The 15,678-nt window shown below is 69.4% G+C and carries 13 protein-coding genes; 10 read left to right on the top strand and 3 right to left on the bottom strand.

Annotated elements, in window-relative coordinates:
- Window positions 1–191: 191 nt before the first annotated feature.
- A complete protein-coding gene (locus NLX86_RS10275; RefSeq protein WP_254371312.1) occupies window positions 192–1,565 on the bottom strand; it encodes a cytochrome P450 in 1,374 nt (457 codons plus the stop codon).
- A gap of 431 nt (window positions 1,566–1,996) precedes the next feature.
- Here NLX86_RS10275 and NLX86_RS10270 point away from each other — a divergent pair, with 431 nt between their 5' ends.
- Window positions 1,997–3,004 (top strand): LacI family DNA-binding transcriptional regulator, encoded by a 1,008-nt coding sequence (locus NLX86_RS10270; RefSeq protein WP_254371311.1) that lies wholly within the window; start codon window positions 1,997–1,999, stop codon window positions 3,002–3,004.
- A gap of 12 nt (window positions 3,005–3,016) precedes the next feature.
- Here the strand turns inward: NLX86_RS10270 and NLX86_RS10265 are convergent, their stop codons facing one another.
- Window positions 3,017–3,691 (bottom strand): phosphatase PAP2 family protein, encoded by a 675-nt coding sequence (locus tag NLX86_RS10265; RefSeq protein ID WP_254371310.1) that lies wholly within the window; start codon window positions 3,689–3,691, stop codon window positions 3,017–3,019.
- 230 nt (window positions 3,692–3,921) lie between these two features.
- Entirely contained in the window at window positions 3,922–4,887 is a 966-nt protein-coding gene (locus NLX86_RS10260) for an alpha/beta hydrolase (RefSeq protein WP_254371309.1), read from the bottom strand.
- 301 nt (window positions 4,888–5,188) lie between these two features.
- On the opposite strand from NLX86_RS10260, the gene NLX86_RS10255 reads away from it, so the two are divergent.
- The 9 genes from NLX86_RS10255 to NLX86_RS10215 all read left to right on the top strand — a co-directional run bounded on the left by NLX86_RS10255 (window position 5,189) and on the right by NLX86_RS10215 (window position 15,550).
- A complete protein-coding gene (locus NLX86_RS10255) occupies window positions 5,189–5,662 on the top strand; it encodes an ATP-binding protein (RefSeq protein WP_254371308.1) in 474 nt (157 codons plus the stop codon).
- Between the two features lie 102 nt (window positions 5,663–5,764).
- Entirely contained in the window at window positions 5,765–7,390 is a 1,626-nt protein-coding gene (locus tag NLX86_RS10250) for an AMP-binding protein (protein WP_254371307.1), read from the top strand.
- Between the two features lie 84 nt (window positions 7,391–7,474).
- A complete protein-coding gene (locus tag NLX86_RS10245) occupies window positions 7,475–7,969 on the top strand; it encodes a thioesterase family protein (protein WP_254371306.1) in 495 nt (164 codons plus the stop codon).
- Between the two features lie 92 nt (window positions 7,970–8,061).
- Entirely contained in the window at window positions 8,062–10,458 is a 2,397-nt protein-coding gene (locus NLX86_RS10240; RefSeq protein ID WP_254371305.1) for a bifunctional salicylyl-CoA 5-hydroxylase/oxidoreductase, read from the top strand.
- A gap of 39 nt (window positions 10,459–10,497) precedes the next feature.
- Window positions 10,498–11,532 (top strand): carbon-nitrogen hydrolase family protein, encoded by a 1,035-nt coding sequence (locus NLX86_RS10235; protein WP_254371304.1) that lies wholly within the window; start codon window positions 10,498–10,500, stop codon window positions 11,530–11,532.
- Window positions 11,529–12,641 carry a cupin domain-containing protein gene (locus NLX86_RS10230; RefSeq protein ID WP_254371303.1) on the top strand — a complete coding sequence of 371 codons (1,113 nt, stop codon included), beginning with the start codon at window positions 11,529–11,531 and terminating at the stop codon, window positions 12,639–12,641. Before NLX86_RS10235 ends, NLX86_RS10230 begins: the two co-directional genes overlap by 4 nt.
- 210 nt (window positions 12,642–12,851) lie before the next feature.
- Window positions 12,852–13,757 (top strand): fumarylacetoacetate hydrolase family protein, encoded by a 906-nt coding sequence (locus NLX86_RS10225; protein WP_254371302.1) that lies wholly within the window; start codon window positions 12,852–12,854, stop codon window positions 13,755–13,757.
- An 84-nt stretch (window positions 13,758–13,841) separates the two neighbouring features.
- A complete protein-coding gene (locus NLX86_RS10220; RefSeq protein WP_254371457.1) occupies window positions 13,842–14,567 on the top strand; it encodes an Asp/Glu racemase in 726 nt (241 codons plus the stop codon).
- A 143-nt stretch (window positions 14,568–14,710) separates the two neighbouring features.
- Window positions 14,711–15,550 (top strand): PaaX family transcriptional regulator C-terminal domain-containing protein, encoded by an 840-nt coding sequence (locus NLX86_RS10215; protein WP_254371301.1) that lies wholly within the window; start codon window positions 14,711–14,713, stop codon window positions 15,548–15,550.
- The last annotated feature ends 128 nt before the right edge of the window (window positions 15,551–15,678 follow it).

Here is a 15,678-nt window from a genome sequence, read left to right as displayed (position 1 = left end):
GGTGGAGCGGGGGCCCCGCACGCCGGCGCCGTACCCGGCGTCCCAGATCACACGATCACGTTAACCCGGACGGCCCAGGACGCCGCAAGCCCGGAAGCCGACCATCACACGATCGAGTTAAACCGCCCTCGTGCACGCTCCCCGGCAAGCAGCTGACGACCCCTTCGGGACCGATCTTCCTGCTCTGCCCCTTACCACCCGCCCATGGAATCCCACCAGCCCCATCGTTGCGGCGCGAGTTCGCCCGTCGGGGCGCTGTCGTCCCGCCTCCCCTCCGGCACCGGCATGACGGTGAGGGCCTCCGGCGGGGCGGCTGCGTCCTCGTCGGGACGGAACGCGGGGAACGCCACAGGCAGTCCGGCAGGCGCGCCGCGCCACAGGGAAGGCCGCCACTGCAAACCGGCGTCGGGAACGGCGGGGCGGATCTCGGGCAGCCGGTGCAGCAGGACGTCCACTGCCGTCTCGACGATCAGGCGGGCCGGATCCTTGGCAGGGCACCCGTGAGCGCCGGTGCCCCATGCCAGGTGCGCCCGGTTGCCGAAGGCCGAGTCCCCCGCACCCTGGACGCCGGGGTCGGTGTTGGCGGCGGCCAGGCACGGTATGAGCAGATCCCCGGCGCGAATCCGGCACCCTGCGAAGGTGACGTCGGCCCTCGCCCAGCGTCCGGTGATGTTCGGCACCGGCGAGCCGGCCCAGAGCGCTCGGTCGACGGCGTCGGAGACGGTCAGCCGCCCATTGGCCAGAGCGGAGATCAACCCGGAATCGCTCAGCAGCAGCCGCACCGTGTTGCTGATCCAGCTGCTGCTGCTCTCAGTGCCTGCGAGGAGAAGGGCCGCAAGGTTGTGTGCGACCTCGGCATCAGTCAGCTGGGCTGCGTGAGCCAACAGCCACGAGGGGAGGTCCGGGCCGGGAGCAGCGCGCTTCTCGGCAACCAGGCGGTGCAGGACCTCCATCAACTCCGCATCGGCGTCGGCCGCTTCCTCGGCGCTGTCGACGATGCGCGTGATCAACGAATCCAGCCGGGGAGCGAAGTCGTCCGAGAGCCCGAGAAGCTGGGTGAAGACGGACCACACCAGAGAGTGGCCGTACTGAGTCACCAGATCAGCGGTGCCGTGCACCGCCCAGCCGTCCACCAGAGCGTCGGCCTGCTGCCTGACCACGATGCGCAGGCGCCGCAGATCGATGCGGTCCAGCGTCTCCGTCACCGCCTGCCGCTGCTGGCGGTGCTCCTGCTCATCGGTGCGGGACAGCGCCGGCCGCCAGCCCAGTATCGGCAGCAGCGGTGAGTCCGCGGAAATCAGGCCCTCGTTGATCGCGTTCCAGTGCCGCGAGTCGCTGGAGAAAGCCCGCTCGTCCCAGACGAGTTCGAGCACCTCCTGGTGCCCCAGCACCAGCCAGGTCCCGACTCCGGGAGTGAGTTCGACCGGAGCGATCGGGCCCCAGTACCGCCGCAACTGGTCGTAGACGTGACGCATGTCCTGCGCGAGCACCGCACCGTACAGCGGAGTCAGGCCGACGGGCGGGGGCCACTCGGACGGGTACTCGCCATGGCTGCTCGGATTCATCGGGCTCCTTCTCTGGCACCTCCGGCCTCGGCGCGGAGGGACGGGTCTCGGTGGCGCTGAGGCGCATCCGCCCCGACGAGGAGCGAGGCGCGCGTTTCCCGCGAGCCGGCAGCAGGCCGGAGCACGCCGCAAGGGCATGGGAGCGCGGTACAGGTGGGCGGCGAGGCGGCCGGGCAGCGGGGTGCCTGCACGGAGCGAGCGGCCATCCGGCGAGGCTGGGATAACGGCCCGGGCGGGTGGAGTGAACGAGGGGGTGAACCCGTGTGCGAAGGCCCCAAAGTATCTAGCAATCGTTGCGACGGTCAACGCTGCGCGATGAATGCATTCGGGGCCGGTGGTGCGCGGGTGGCATGGTGTCCCGATTGTGACTAACGCGTGTAACCTTGATGTGGAGCCGGTCTGCTGACCGCGAGAAATCGATCAAGGACGTCATGCCCAAAGACACGACCAACCCAGCACCGGTCACCAGCGCGGACGTGGCCCGCCTGGCAGGGGTGTCACGCGCCACCGTGTCCTTCGTGCTCAATGACACCCAGGGGCACCGGGTCAGCGACACCACCCGCGCCCGCGTGCTGGACGCGGCCAAGCAGTTGGGCTATGTGCCGCACGCCGCGGCCCGTTCCCTTCGCGCCGGTCGCAGCAACCTGGTTCTGGTGCCCTCCGCGGTCTCGGCGATCGGACGCCTGGTCAGCGAATGGCTGGACGATCTGCACAGTGAACTCGACCGTCACGGATACACCGTTGTGCTGCATGCAGGCCGCTTCCCCGACCCGGTTACCGCTGCCCGGGCCTGGGCCGAACTGCGGCCCGCAGCGGTACTCGCCCTGGACGGCAACCGCTTCACCGCACAAGCGGCGGATATCCTGCGCCGTGCCGGCGCTCGGGGGCTGCTCGCGTTCGCCGCCCAGCCGGTGGAAGGCATCCACACGGTCATGTTCGACGACACGCGTATCGGCGCTGTCGCCGCTGAACACCTCATCGCCCGTGGGCGGCGCGGAATCGGGGTGGTCATGCCGCAGGAGCGTGGCCTGGACGCCTTCGCCCGCCCGCGCCTGGCCGGCGCACAAGGTGTTGCCGCTCGGCACATGGCGACCGTCACCGCGGTGGAGATGGCCTACAGCCTGGAGTCCGCCGCCGAGCTGGCCAAGCGCTGGCATGGCCTGGGCCTGGACGCGGTGTTCGCCTATAACGACGAGTACGCCGCCTTGCTGATGCACGCGCTCCAGGACGAGGGCATCGCCATCCCGGAGGACGTGGCCGTCGTCGGCTCTGACGACCTTGTGCTGTCCGCTCTTCAGCGGCCGCCGCTGACGACCATCCGGCTGGACCTTCCCAGGGCCGCACGCATCGCCGATACCCTTCACGAGCTGATTGAGCACGGTACGGCGCCCCCGGTGCCCGGTGTGGAAGCCGTCCTTGTGCACCGGAAGTCCTCTTGAGCCGGTCTCGGATCAGCGGTCTACGCGTGCCTGAGTTTCGAGCGGGAGCGTAGGAGAGGTTCCCGCCCGCGCTGCTGCTTGCCGGCTGCCTTCCCGGGCCAGCCGGGCTGCGAAGACCCGCCACAGCAGCAGGGCCACGCCGGCGCCGGCCATGGCGCCGGCCAGAGTGTCGCTGAGCCAGTGAGCGTGGAGCCAGGTGCGGCTCCACATCATCGCCACGGTGAAGACCGCACTGCCCAGCCACCACGCACGTCTGCGGGCTGCCGGAATGAGCAGAGCACCGACGATCACCACAAGGAGCGCCGTTCCGGCCACGTGCCCGGAGGGAAAGGAACCGTGGTCCACCCGGACCAGCGGGTTTTCCGGGCGAGGCCGGTCCACCAGGTTCTTGAGGGTCTGTACGACGACGATGTTGGCCGTGTAAGTGGTGAGCAGGTAGAGCAGCGACCACCAGCGCTTTCGCGCGATCAGGAAGATGAGCAGGGCGACGGGGATCACCACGCCCAAGGGTCCGCCGAACCAGTTGAGGACGGCGGCGCCGGCCGCGTAGAGGCCGTCGTGCGGGCCTCCCATCCAGGTCAGCCAGCGCTCGTCCAAGCTCTGGAAGGGCGGCTGCTCGGCATTCGCACGGACGATGACGCCCATCACCACGGTGGCCAGGACGAAGACGATTCCCAGGGGAAGCACACCGGCTCGCGGGGGAGCGGGGGTGGAGCGACGGTGCCTGGGCGCCACCGGGGCAGTGGCCGAAGAGTTGGTCATGGGGGCCTCTCGCGGCCGCGGTGCGTCGCCGGGGCCGTACATGAGTGGGGGAGACGGACCCACTTGTGCGAGTCCGGGAGGGGGCAGGGGCGCCGCTGGGCGGCGCCCGTGCACCGGGGGGTCCGGTGGCGGACCTCCCCGGTGCCCGCGTTCGGTCAGACAGACAGCTGTCGGGCGAGGAAGGCGGCGCTGTCGGTCACGATCGGCGTGACGTCCGCCACGCCGAGGAAGATGTGGTCGGCGCCGTCCACGGGCTGGAGCGTGACGTCACCTCCGGCGCTCTTCAGCGCTTCGGCGAGCACTTCGCTCTGGCTGTAGGGCACGAGGCCGTCCTGCGTTCCATGAACCAGGAGGAAGGGAGGGGGAGTTTCCCCGCCCGCGTAGGTGACAGGGCTGGCGACCGCCGCCAGTGCCGGGTGCTCCTCGGCGGTGCCGCCCAGCAGAGCGGTGTACGGATTCGGGAACTCCATCCCGGACGGGGGCGGCGGCAGCATCCCGGACGGGGACGGCGGCGGGAAGGGCTGCGCGTGCAGCGAGGCCACCTCGGACACCCCGTACCAGTCCACGACAGCCTGGACGGCGCTGTCTTCCTCGACGACCCCCTCGATGCCCTCCAGCGCGACGCCGTCAGGGCCGTCGGGTCTGACCAGTCCTGCGAGCGCGGCCAGATGGCCGCCCGCCGACTCGCCCCACACTCCGATCCGGTCCGTGTCGATGCCGAAGGTGTCGGCGTATCGCCGGAGGTAGCGGATCGCGGCCTTCACGTCGTGGAGCTGCGCCGGGAACGGCGCCTCGAGGCTGTGCCGGTAGTCGACGCAGACGAGGGCGAGCCCGGACCGTAGGACCGAACCGTGCAGCAGGTCGACGGGAATGGTCGGCGGCGGGTAGCGCCGGTCGCCCTCCAGCCAGCCTCCGCCGTGAATCCAGACGACGACGGGGAACGGCCCGCCGCCCGCGGGGACGTGGACATCGAGCAGGCGGGGCCGGTACCCGGGTGTGGTCGCGTAGGTGACTCCTTCGAAGCGCCGCACGCCGTCTTCCGTGACGACAGGCGGTACGGGGGCCAGGAAGGGGGGCGGCGGCCATCCCAGGTCGAGCTCGGCCGGAAGCGATTGCGTCATATCCGTCCCTTTTCAATCGGTGTGATCCAGTGATGCCCTCGCCGAGCGCGACGGTAAGGACCGTGCGAAGGCAGCAGGAGGCCCGTCCGGCTGCCCGGGCAGGCGGTTCCTGGAGAAGTTCGCAGCGTTTGTCCGAAATGCCTTGCGCTGGCGAGGGAAGGCGCTTAGCATCATGTTACACGTGTAACACTAACTCTTGCGACATCAGGAACGCTCAAATTAGCCAATCCATGCAGCCGGTCTGTCGGCTGGTTACACGAGCTATCCCGGCGTTGTCGCCCTTCCGTGCCGGGAGCCCGTCATGCTCACCGCCAGCTCTCAACCCGCCCCCACCTCTCCAGCCGGGGCAGCCCTCCGTCCACCCGTCGCGCCCCGGCTTTCGTTCGTCCGCTGGGCGCTGTCGCCGACCGTCGCGACTGTCCCCCAGGTCCGGGCGCGGCTGCGCGCCGTTCTTGAAGGCTGGCGCGTTACCCCCGACGTCGCGGACGTACTGCTGCTGGCCGTCAGTGAACTGGCCTCCAACGCCGTGCAGCACGCCGGGGACGTGACCGAGCGGCTGCGCGTCGCCGTGACGCTGGATGGCGGTCAACTGCAGCTCGAGGTCGATGACGGGGACCCTTCCCTGTTGTGCGCCGCGCCGGAAGTCGACCCGGATGCCGAGAGCGGCCGTGGCCTGATGATCGTCAATCTCCTGGTCATCGAGGCCGGCGGTGCGTTGGCAGTACTCCCCCATGACCACGGAAAGACTGTGCGGGTACGGCTTCCGGCGCTCTGACCAGCGGATTCCTTAGCGTGTATCGCGAAAGATTGACTGACGTCAGATTATCGAGATACTGGCTTCACCCTCCCCGCTGCCCCGAGATTGAGGTGCCGCCCCATGGAGCTCTCCCCATCTGCGCATGTCGACACGTTCTGCCGTGACCGGCTCCCGCCCTTCCCGCTCTGGCCCGAACTCCACTTCGACCTGCCGGAGTTGGTCTATCCGGCCCGGCTCAACTGCGCCCAGCGCCTGCTCGATGACGCCGTCGAGCGCTGGGGAGCGGATCGCCCCTGTCTGCTGACTCCCTCGGAGCGGTGGACGTACGGCGAACTGCTGCACCGCGCCAACCAGGTGGCTCAGGTGCTCACCGAGGACTTCGGCCTCCGACCCGGAAACCGCGTCCTGCTGCGCGGGCCGAACAACCCCTGGCTCGTTGCCGCCTGGTTCGGAGTGCTCAAGGCCGGCGGAGTGGCCGTCACCACCATGCCGCTGCTGCGTGCTTCCGAACTCGCCGAACTGCACGACATCAGCCGGCCGGTCGTCGCCGTGTGCGACCACCGCTACCTGGATGAGCTCACCGCCGCTGACACCCCCGGCCTCGCCGTGCTCGCGTACGGCGGCCCCGGCGAGCAGGACCTGGCAATGCGCTGCGCCGCCAAGGACGGTGAGTTCGCCAACGTCGGCACTTCCGCCGACGACGTGGCCCTGATCGCCTTCACCTCCGGTACGACGGGGCGCCCCAAGGCGACCATGCACTTCCACCGGGACGTGCTGGCCAACGCCGACACCTTCTCCCGTCATGTCCTCAAGCCCCGGCAGGACGACGTGTTCACCGGCACGCCGCCGCTGGCATTCACCTTCGGCCTCGGCGGACTGGTCGTCTTTCCCCTGCATGTGGGGGCGGCAACCCTGCTCATCGAGCAGGCTGCTCCTCAACAGCTGGCCGACCTCGTAGCGGAACACGGCGTCACCGTGCTCTTCACCGCCCCCACCGCCTACCGGGCGATCATGGCTGCCGGAGCGGTGGACCGCCTGGCCGGCGTGCGGCGGTGCGTGTCAGCCGGGGAGGCGCTGCCGGCGGCCGTGTGGGAGGAGTTCCACGCCGCCACCGGACTGCGCATCATCGACGGCATCGGCGCCACCGAGATGCTCCACGTGTTCATCTCCGCGGCTGACGAGGACATACGCCCCGGTGCCACGGGCAGACCCGTCCCCGGCTACCGGGCGATGGTGGTGAACGAGGAAGGCGAGCCCGTGCCTGACGGGCAGCCCGGTCTCCTCGCCGTCACCGGCCCCACCGGCTGCCGGTATCTGTCGGACCCGCGCCAGACGACGTACGTCAAGGACGGCTGGAACATCACCGGAGACACCTACATACGCGACCAGGACAGCTACTTCTGGTACGTGGCCCGCAGTGACGACATGATCGTTTCCTCCGGGTACAACATCGCCGGCCCCGATGTCGAGAAGGCGCTCGCCGCCCACCCGTACGTCGAGGAATGCGGCGTCGTCGGCGCACCGGACGACAAGCGAGGCATGCTCGTCAAGGCGTACGTGGTGCTGCGCGCCGAGGTCGCGGCCGACGAGGTGACCGTCAAGGAACTCCAGAACTTCGTCAAGCGGACCATCGCGCCCTACAAGTACCCCCGCGCCATCGAGTTCGTCACCGAACTGCCGCGCACCAGCAACGGAAAGCTGCAGCGCAGCGAACTGCGCAAGCAGGCCCACGCCGCAGCCGACTAGACCCGCTGCCGCACCCCCGTCCTCGGCTCCCACCTGCCGTGCATCCCGAAGTCGGCACCGTCCGGCCAGGCGAAAGGCACCACCATGAACAGCCACAGCCCGCAGCAGACTTCCTCCCCGGCGGGCAGCTGCGCCGCCGGATGCGCGGACGTCCCCGAGCAGAACTTGCCCAGTGTCGTCATCGAGCGGCGGGTCGAGTGGCCCGACACCGACGCGGCCGGGCACTACCACCACTCCACCGTGGTGCGCTGGGTCGAGGCGGCCGAGGCCGTCCTGCTGCGGCGCCTGGGACTGGCCCACCTCTTCGGCAGCACGCCCCGGGTCCACTTCGAGGCCGACTATCAGGCGCGTCTGTGGTTCGGGGAGACCGTCCGCACCGAACTGCGGATCACCAAGGTGGGGACCAGCTCCCTCCACTACGCCTTCTCCGTCCGCGGCGAAGGGGAGGGAACCGCCGCCACCGGCCGCATGTCGATCGTTCACTCCGCTGCCCGTGCCACTGGATCGACGCCCTGGCCCGATGACGTGCGTGAAGTCCTCACCAAGGCCGGACCGCAGGCCCCCGAGCTCTTCGCCTGACCAGGGCGGGGGCCTCCAGGTCGTATATAGCTTTCTTGACGGTCGTGGAAATTACAGTATATTTGTTCCCAGGAACCACTAGGAGGAACGCCGTGCGCGTAGCAGTCATCGGAGGAGGGCCCGGCGGGCTGTACTTCTCGGCCCTGGCCAAGCAGCTCTCCCCGCAATGGGAGGTCACCGTCTGGGAGCGCAACGCGCCCGACGACACCTTCGGTTTCGGGGTGGTGTTCTCTGACGAGACGCTCGACGGCATCGCGCAGGCCGACCCGGAAGTCTTTGAAGCCATGTCCGCGGACTTCGCACGCTGGAGCGACATCGACGTTCGCTTCAAGGGTCAGGTCCTGACCTCGGGCGGCCACGGCTTCGCGGCCCTGGGGCGCAAGCGCCTGCTCCAGATCCTGCAGGAGCGCTGCGCTGCCCTTGACGTGGACGTCCGCTACCGCACCCAGGCACCACCCGTCGAGGAACTCGCCGCCGAATACGACCTGGTGGTGGCCTGCGACGGGGTGCGGTCGGCGACCCGGGACACCTACGCGGACACTTTCGTACCGGACCTCGACGAGCGGAACTGCCGCTACATGTGGCTCGGCACGGACAAGGTCTTCGAAGCCTTCACCTTCATCGTCGCTGAGCAGGACTTCGGCACCGTGCAGGTGCACGCCTACCCGTTCGACGACACCCGCAGTACCTTCATCGTCGAAATCGACGAGGACGCGTGGCGGCGCGCGGGCTTCGACAAGTTCGCCGCCGGCGACTTCCCGCCCGGTGCCAGTGACGAGGACAGCATCAGGCTGTGCGAGAAGATACTCGCCGGCCACCTCGACGGCCACCGCCTGATCCCCAACAACTCCAAGTGGATCCGCTTCACCACCGTGCGCAACCGGACCTGGCGCCACGACAACGTCGTGCTGCTCGGGGACGCCGCCCACACGGCCCACTTCTCCATCGGCTCCGGCACCAAGCTCGCCATGGAGGACTCGCTCGCCCTGGCCGCCTGCCTCCACGAACACCCCGACGTCCCCGCCGCGCTCGCCGCACACGAGGCCGAACGCAGGCCGGTCGTCGAATCCACTCAGCGCGCCGCCCAGGCCAGCCTCGAGTGGTTCGAGAACGTCGGCCGCTACACCGGTCAGGATCCGCACCAGTTCGCGTTCAACCTGCTCACCCGCAGCCGCCGCGTCACCTACGACAACCTGCGCGTACGCGACGAGGAATTCACCACCGACGTCGACACCTGGCACGCCGCGGCAGACACACCGCACGCCCTGCCCGCCGGCGGCCCCGTCCCGCCGATGTTCCGCCCGTTCCAGCTGGGCGGACTGCATCTGCGCAACCGGGTCGTCGTGCCGCCCACCGCGCTGTACGCGGCACGCGACGGGGTGCCCGGCGACTTCGAACTCGTACACCTGAGCACCCAGGCCCTGGGTGGAGCCGGCCTGGTCTTCGCGGGAATGACGGCCGTCAGCCCCAACGGGCGGGCCACCCCCGGATGCCCGGGGCTGTACACCGACGAACAGGAGGCCGCCTGGCGGCGGATCACCGACTTCGTCCACCGGCAGTCGGACACCTGCCTGGGCATCCAGCTCACCCACGCCGGCCGCCGCGCGGCGACCAGCACGCCCCGCCGGGACGGAAGTTCCGCCCCGCTCGGCACCGGCGGATGGCCGCTGGTCGCGGCCTCCGCCCTCGCCTGGGATCCGGCCAGTACGGTGCCGCGCGAAGCCACCCGTGAAGACCTGAACCGCATCGCCATCGACTTCGTCACCGCCACCCAACGGGCCCACCGTGCCGGATTCGACGCCCTTGAACTCCAGTACGGCCACGGGCACTTGATGTCCGGGTTCCTCTCACCGCTGACGAATGTGCGCACCGACGCCTACGGCGGCACCCTGGCCAACCGGCTGCGCTTCCCGCTGGAAGTGCTGGGGGCGGTCCGGGCGGTCTGGCCCGCCGGCAAGGCGCTCGTCGTCCGTATCTCCGCCGCCGACTGGGCCGAAGGCGGAACCAGCGAAGCCGACGCCGTCGAGATCTCCCGCGCCCTCGCCGACGCCGGCGCGGACGCGGTGGACGTCTCCACCGGGGAGGTCGTCGCCCACCAGCGGCCCCGGTACGGCCGCAGTTACCAGACGCCCTACGCCGACCTGGTCCGCAACGCCACCCGCGTCCCCACCATCGCGGTCGGTGCCATCTCCACCTACGACGACGTGAACTCGATCATCCTGGCCGGCCGGGCCGACCTGTGCGCCGTCGGCCGCGCCCAGCTCCATGACCCGCTGTGGACCCTGCACGCCGCGGCAGCCCAGAACTACACCGGCCCCGGAGCGCCCTGGCCCCCGTCCTGGAAGGCAGGCAGCGGTAGACCTCCTGGCGCCCGATCCGACCGCATCCCGCCCCGCCTCCAGCTGCTCCGCCAACCTCCCGCTCCCGTGCACCAGCGCTGGCTTCCGCACGGAGAGGCCGCCGCCGTGCCCGCGGCGGCCGGCCGCTGACATGAACCGTCCCGCACCAGCAGGCCCGAGGAGGAACTGATGGAGAACCTGCCCCGCTTCACCGCGGCGGCCGTCCAGGCGGCCCCCGTCTACCTGGACGCCGCGGCGACCGTCGACAAGGCGATCGCCCTCATCGGCGAGGCCGCGGCCAACGGCGCCTCGCTGATCGTCTTTCCCGAGGTCTTCGTCCCCGGCTACCCGTACTGGAACTGGACCATGAACCCGGTCCAGGGCTCCCCGTGGTTCGAACGCCTCTACCGCTCATCCATCGACGTCCCCGGCCCGCACGTGGACGCACTGCGGGCGGCGGCCCGCCAACACGGCGTCGTTCTCGTCATCGGGGTCAACGAGCGAGGCCCGCACAGCCTCGGTGTTCTCTACAACACCCTGCTCACCATCGGCCCGGACGGAGAACTCCTCGGCGTACACCGCAAACTGGTGCCCACCTGGGCCGAGAAACTCACCTGGACCGGCGGCGACGGCAGCTCCCTGCGAGTCCACCACACGCCCGTCGGGCCGCTCGGCGTGCTCGCCTGCGGAGAGAACACCAACACGTTGGCGCGCTTCACCCTCCTCGCCCAGGGTGAACTGGTCCACGCCTCCAGCTACATCGCCCTGCCGGTTGCCCCGGAGGACTACGACATGGCGGACGCCATCGCGGTCCGTACCGCCGCCCACAGCTTCGAGGGCAAGGTCTTCTCCGTCGTGGCCTGCTCGACCATCTCCCCGGAGATCGTCGACACCATCGCCGGTGACGACGAGGACGTACGGCGCATGCTCGCCCGTCCCCGCAGCGCCCTGTCCGGGATCTTCGGTCCCGACGGCCGGCCGGTCACCGAACCACTGATCGACGACGAGGGCATCGTCTACGCCGAGATCGACCTGACCAAGTGCATCCAGCCCAAGCAGATGCACGACATCGTCGGCCACTACAACCGCTTCGACGTCTTCCAGCTCCACGTCGACAACCGGCCGCGCACCCCGGTGACCTTCGCGACTGATCCAGCGCATGCGGCACCCACCACTGCACCCCTTTCGACCGAAACCACCGGCATCATGAAGGAGGAAGCATGACCACCGAGCAGGACGACAGCATGCTGGGCCGGGCGCGCGTGTCCGACACCCCCGAGCTCACCGCGTACTACGGCGAACTGGCCGAACTTGAGGCCGGCGCTCTGTGGACCGTGGCCAACGACATCGAGCCCTGGTACCCGCAACCGAAGTCCGTCCCCGTCCTGTGGCGTTACGACGAACTGCGGCCCCTGGTCCACAAGGCGCTCGACCTGGTCAAGGCCGACGACGCCGGGCGACGCGTCGTCATGCTCGTCAACCCCGGCCGCAGGGACGTCAGCGCCGCCGTCGGACTCCTCTACACCGGCCTGCAGATCATGGGCCCCGGCGAGGCCATGACCGCCCACCGCCACCAGGCCGCCGCCCTGCGCTTCGTCCACGAGGGCACCGGTGCCTGGACCGTCGTGGACGGACAGAAGCTCAAGGTGGGTCCTGGCGACTTCGCCATCACCCCGAACGGCACCTGGCACGAGCACGGCAACGAGTCCGGCGACGCCCCCGTCATCTGGCAGGACGGCCTCGACATTCCCCTGGTCAACGCGCTGGACGCCGGCTTCTACGAGGTCCACCCCGATCTCTACCAGACACCTGGCAAGGTCATCAATTCCTCGGTCCTGACCTACGGCGCGAACCTGCTGCCGTACGGCGTGGAGAAGTGGACCAGGCCCTACTCGCCGCTCCTCGCCTACCCGTGGGAGCCGACCTACGAGGCCCTGCGCAACCTGGCGAAGGCCAGCGAGGGATCCCCGTACGACGGAGTGATCGCGGAGTACACCAACCCGGTCACCGGAGGCTCGGTCATGCCCACCATGGGCGCCCACATGCAGCTCCTGCGACCCGGCCAGGCCACCCGGGCCCACCGCCACACCGGATCGGTCATCTACACCGCCGCGAAGGGCCACGGGGTCTCGGTGATCGCCGGACAGTGCTTCGAGTGGAAGCAGGGCGACATCTTCTGCGTCCCGTCCTGGGCCTGGCACGAACACACCAACCTCGACCAGTCGGAGGACGCCTGCCTGTTCTCCTTCAACGACTTCCCCGTGATGCGCTCGCTCGGCTTCTTCCGGGAAGAGGCGTACACCGACAACGGCGGGCACCAGCCCACCGCCTAGAACACCCCCAAGACCGCGCCGCCGTAACGGCATCCGCCGGCCCTGACACCGGTACCGGTACGGCGGCGCATCAAGCCGGGGGCGGCCTTCCTGCCCTGCACCGCTCCCCGGTCCCGGCCGGCGGTGGGGTGACCTGACACTCCACCGCCGACCGGTCCCCTTAATCCCGGACGGCTGCCCCTTCAGCCGTCCCCCTCAGCGAGGAACGCCATGCGTCTGCTCACGTACACCCACAACGATTCGCCCAACCGCCTGGGCGCGCAGGTCGACGACTGCGTGGTCGACCTCGCCGCGCTGGCAGCTCACGCCGGCGTTGAACTGCCCGGCGACCTGCTGTCCTTCATCCAGGCCGGTGACGCCGCCCGCGAGGCCGCGCAGCGCCTGCTGGACAGCGACTCCGCCGACTGGCCGGCCGAGGCCGTTCACCAGCTCGCAGAGGTGACGCTGCGCGCCCCGCTGCGCCCCGGCAAGATCATCGGTGTCGGGCTGAACTACGTCGAGCATGTCGAGGAGTCCAGCCGCAGCCTGGACACGGACAAGGAACTGCCCCCTCGCCCGGTCCTCTTCAGCAAGCCCGCCACCGCCGTCACGGGACCCGGGCAGCCGATCCTGCACAACGCTGACTTGACGACCCAGCTGGACTGGGAGTGCGAGCTCGCCGTCGTCATCGGACGCACCGCCTACCGCGTGAGCGAGGCGGACGCGTTCGACCACGTCTTCGGCTACAGCATCGTCAATGACATCAGCGCCCGCGACCAGCGCCGCTCCGGCCAGTGGTTCTTCTCCAAGGGCCAGGACTCCTACGCACCCTTCGGCCCCGCCGTGGTCACCGCGGACGATGTGCCGAACCCCATGGACCTGGACCTGTCGCTGCGCGTCAACGGCGTGACCAAGCAGAAGTCGAACACCCGCCACATGCTCTTCCCCATTGCCCGCCTCATCGCCGACATCAGCTCGGGCGTGACCCTGGAGCCCGGCGACGTCATCGCCACCGGCTCTCCCTCGGGCGTCGGCGCCGGCATGGTCCCGCCGGAGTTCCTCACCCCCGGCGACACGGTCGAAGCCACCGTCGAAGGCATCGGCACGCTGACCAACCCCGTGATCGACGCCCGCTGACCGCCCCGCCCCCGTAACCAGGAGTCTGACGTGTCGCACCGCACCTATCGCATCGGCCAGATCGTGCCGAGCTCGAACGTCACCATGGAAACCGAAGTGCCGGCCATCCTGCGCGCCAGGCACACCATCGCGCCGGAACGCTTCACCTTCCACTCCAGCCGGATGCGCATGACCCATGTCACGCCCGAGCAGCTCAAGGCCATGGACGCCGACTCCGACCGGTGCGCCGTGGAACTCTCCGACGCCCACGTCGATGTGCTCGGCTACGCCTGCCTGGTGGCCATCATGAGCATGGGCCTGGGCTACCACCGCACTTCCGAGGAGCGCCTGCACACCCGGACGGTGGAGAACGGCGCCCCGGCCCCCGTCGTCACCAGTGCGGGAGCCCTGGTCCACGGACTGCACACCCTCGGCGCGAAGAAGATCGCCCTGATCGCCCCCTACATGCGCCCTCTCACCAAGACCGTCGTGGACTACCTCACCCACGAAGGAATCGAAGTCCTCGACTACCAGGCCCTGGAGATCCCCAACAACCTCGACGTCGCCGCCCACGACCCGGGCAACCTGCCCGGCCTCGCCCGCGCCCTGGACTACGCCGACGCCGACGCCGTCGTGCTCTCCGCCTGCGTCCAGATGCCCTCCCTGGGAGCCATCGAAGAAGCCGAGCAACTCCTGGGCAAGCCCGTGGTGTCCGCAGCGGTCTGCACCGCCCACCAGATGCTGCGCGCCCTCGACCTCCCCGCGATCGCTCCCGGTGCAGGCCACCTGCTGTCCGGCGCCTACGCGGAGACACCGCTCGCGCAGCAGTAGACAGCCGGGGAATGACCTTCCTGTCCGCCGGCCCCCGCAGGACGGCGGACATCGCACCACAGCACCCACCCACCCGGATCCCGGGGCCGTGGCATGGCTGCAGGGGTCGGTAGGATCGCCACCGCACACGACGGAAGGCGATCATGTCGGACAGCCCCATCAGGCCCAGCTCTTTGATCAACACGGTCTACGGAGCATTCCTGCGCCGCCTCGGCGGATGGATCTCCATCGCCGACCTGATCACCCTGATGTCCGAACTGGACGTCGACAGCCCGGCGGTGCGCTCGGCGATCTCCCGGCTGAAGAAGAAGGGCATCCTGGAGCCCGAGCGGCAGGGCGCCACCGGATACCGGCTCAGCCCGGCCGTCCTGCCCGTCTTCGACGAGGGCGACCGGCGCATCTTCGGCAGCCTGGAACCCGCGGACCTCAGCGACGGCTGGGCGATGGCCGTCTTCTCCGTGCCGGAGTCCGAGCGCTCCCACCGCTACCAGCTGCGCACCCGGCTGACCTGGCTGGGCTTCGGGAACATCGCCCCCGGCGTCTGGCTGGCGCCCGGCCGGATCCTCGACGACGCCCGCGGCACGCTCGTCCGCCTCGGACTCAGCGACTACGTGCACCTCTTCGCCGCCGACTACGCCGCATTCAGCGACCTGCGCACCACCGTCAGCACCTGGTGGGACTTCCCGGCGATCCAGACGCAGTACGCCGCGTTCACCGAGACCTACGCACCGGTCGCCGAACGGCTGAGGCGGCAGAGCGACCTCGACACGACGGAGGCATTCCGCCACTACGTGCCGATGCTCACGCAGTGGCGTCGACTGCCGTACCTCGACCCCGGCCTGCCCACCGAACTGCTCCCCGCGGACTGGAACGCCGTTGCCGCGCGCAAGGTGTTTCTGCGGCTGCACGCAGTGCTCGCCGAACCGAGCTTGCTACACGTACGGAAAGTCACCGGCCTCGGGGACAAGTCTCCCCAGGCATAGTCGGACATTCAGTGGAACAGGACGAGCGAAAACGTATTCAAAGTTTTTCGATCAACACGTGTAACTTTATTATTCCCAGCCCGGCGCCGCAGTCGAAGTGACGCGGCGTCACCCGGTCCCGGCGCAGC

This window comes from Streptomyces sp. A3M-1-3, assembly GCF_024213665.1.
GTDB lineage: Bacteria > Actinomycetota > Actinomycetes > Streptomycetales > Streptomycetaceae > Streptomyces.
This window is presented reverse-complemented; position numbering and strand designations above follow the sequence as displayed.

What these genes read in the sequence shown, in the direction of transcription:
- NLX86_RS10260 (WP_254371309.1), bottom strand. Translation starts at nt 4,887, where the DNA reads ATGACGCAATCGCTTCCGGCCGAGCTCGACCTGGGATGGCCGCCGCCC.
- NLX86_RS10275 (WP_254371312.1), bottom strand. Translation starts at nt 1,565, where the DNA reads ATGAATCCGAGCAGCCATGGCGAGTACCCGTCCGAGTGGCCCCCGCCC.
- NLX86_RS10215 (WP_254371301.1), top strand. Translation starts at nt 14,711, where the DNA reads ATGTCGGACAGCCCCATCAGGCCCAGCTCTTTGATCAACACGGTCTAC.
- NLX86_RS10230 (WP_254371303.1), top strand. Translation starts at nt 11,529, where the DNA reads ATGACCACCGAGCAGGACGACAGCATGCTGGGCCGGGCGCGCGTGTCC.
- NLX86_RS10255 (WP_254371308.1), top strand. Translation starts at nt 5,189, where the DNA reads ATGCTCACCGCCAGCTCTCAACCCGCCCCCACCTCTCCAGCCGGGGCA.
- NLX86_RS10245 (WP_254371306.1), top strand. Translation starts at nt 7,475, where the DNA reads ATGAACAGCCACAGCCCGCAGCAGACTTCCTCCCCGGCGGGCAGCTGC.
- NLX86_RS10270 (WP_254371311.1), top strand. Translation starts at nt 1,997, where the DNA reads ATGCCCAAAGACACGACCAACCCAGCACCGGTCACCAGCGCGGACGTG.
- NLX86_RS10235 (WP_254371304.1), top strand. Translation starts at nt 10,498, where the DNA reads ATGGAGAACCTGCCCCGCTTCACCGCGGCGGCCGTCCAGGCGGCCCCC.
- NLX86_RS10220 (WP_254371457.1), top strand. Translation starts at nt 13,842, where the DNA reads ATGGAAACCGAAGTGCCGGCCATCCTGCGCGCCAGGCACACCATCGCG.
- NLX86_RS10250 (WP_254371307.1), top strand. Translation starts at nt 5,765, where the DNA reads ATGGAGCTCTCCCCATCTGCGCATGTCGACACGTTCTGCCGTGACCGG.
- NLX86_RS10225 (WP_254371302.1), top strand. Translation starts at nt 12,852, where the DNA reads ATGCGTCTGCTCACGTACACCCACAACGATTCGCCCAACCGCCTGGGC.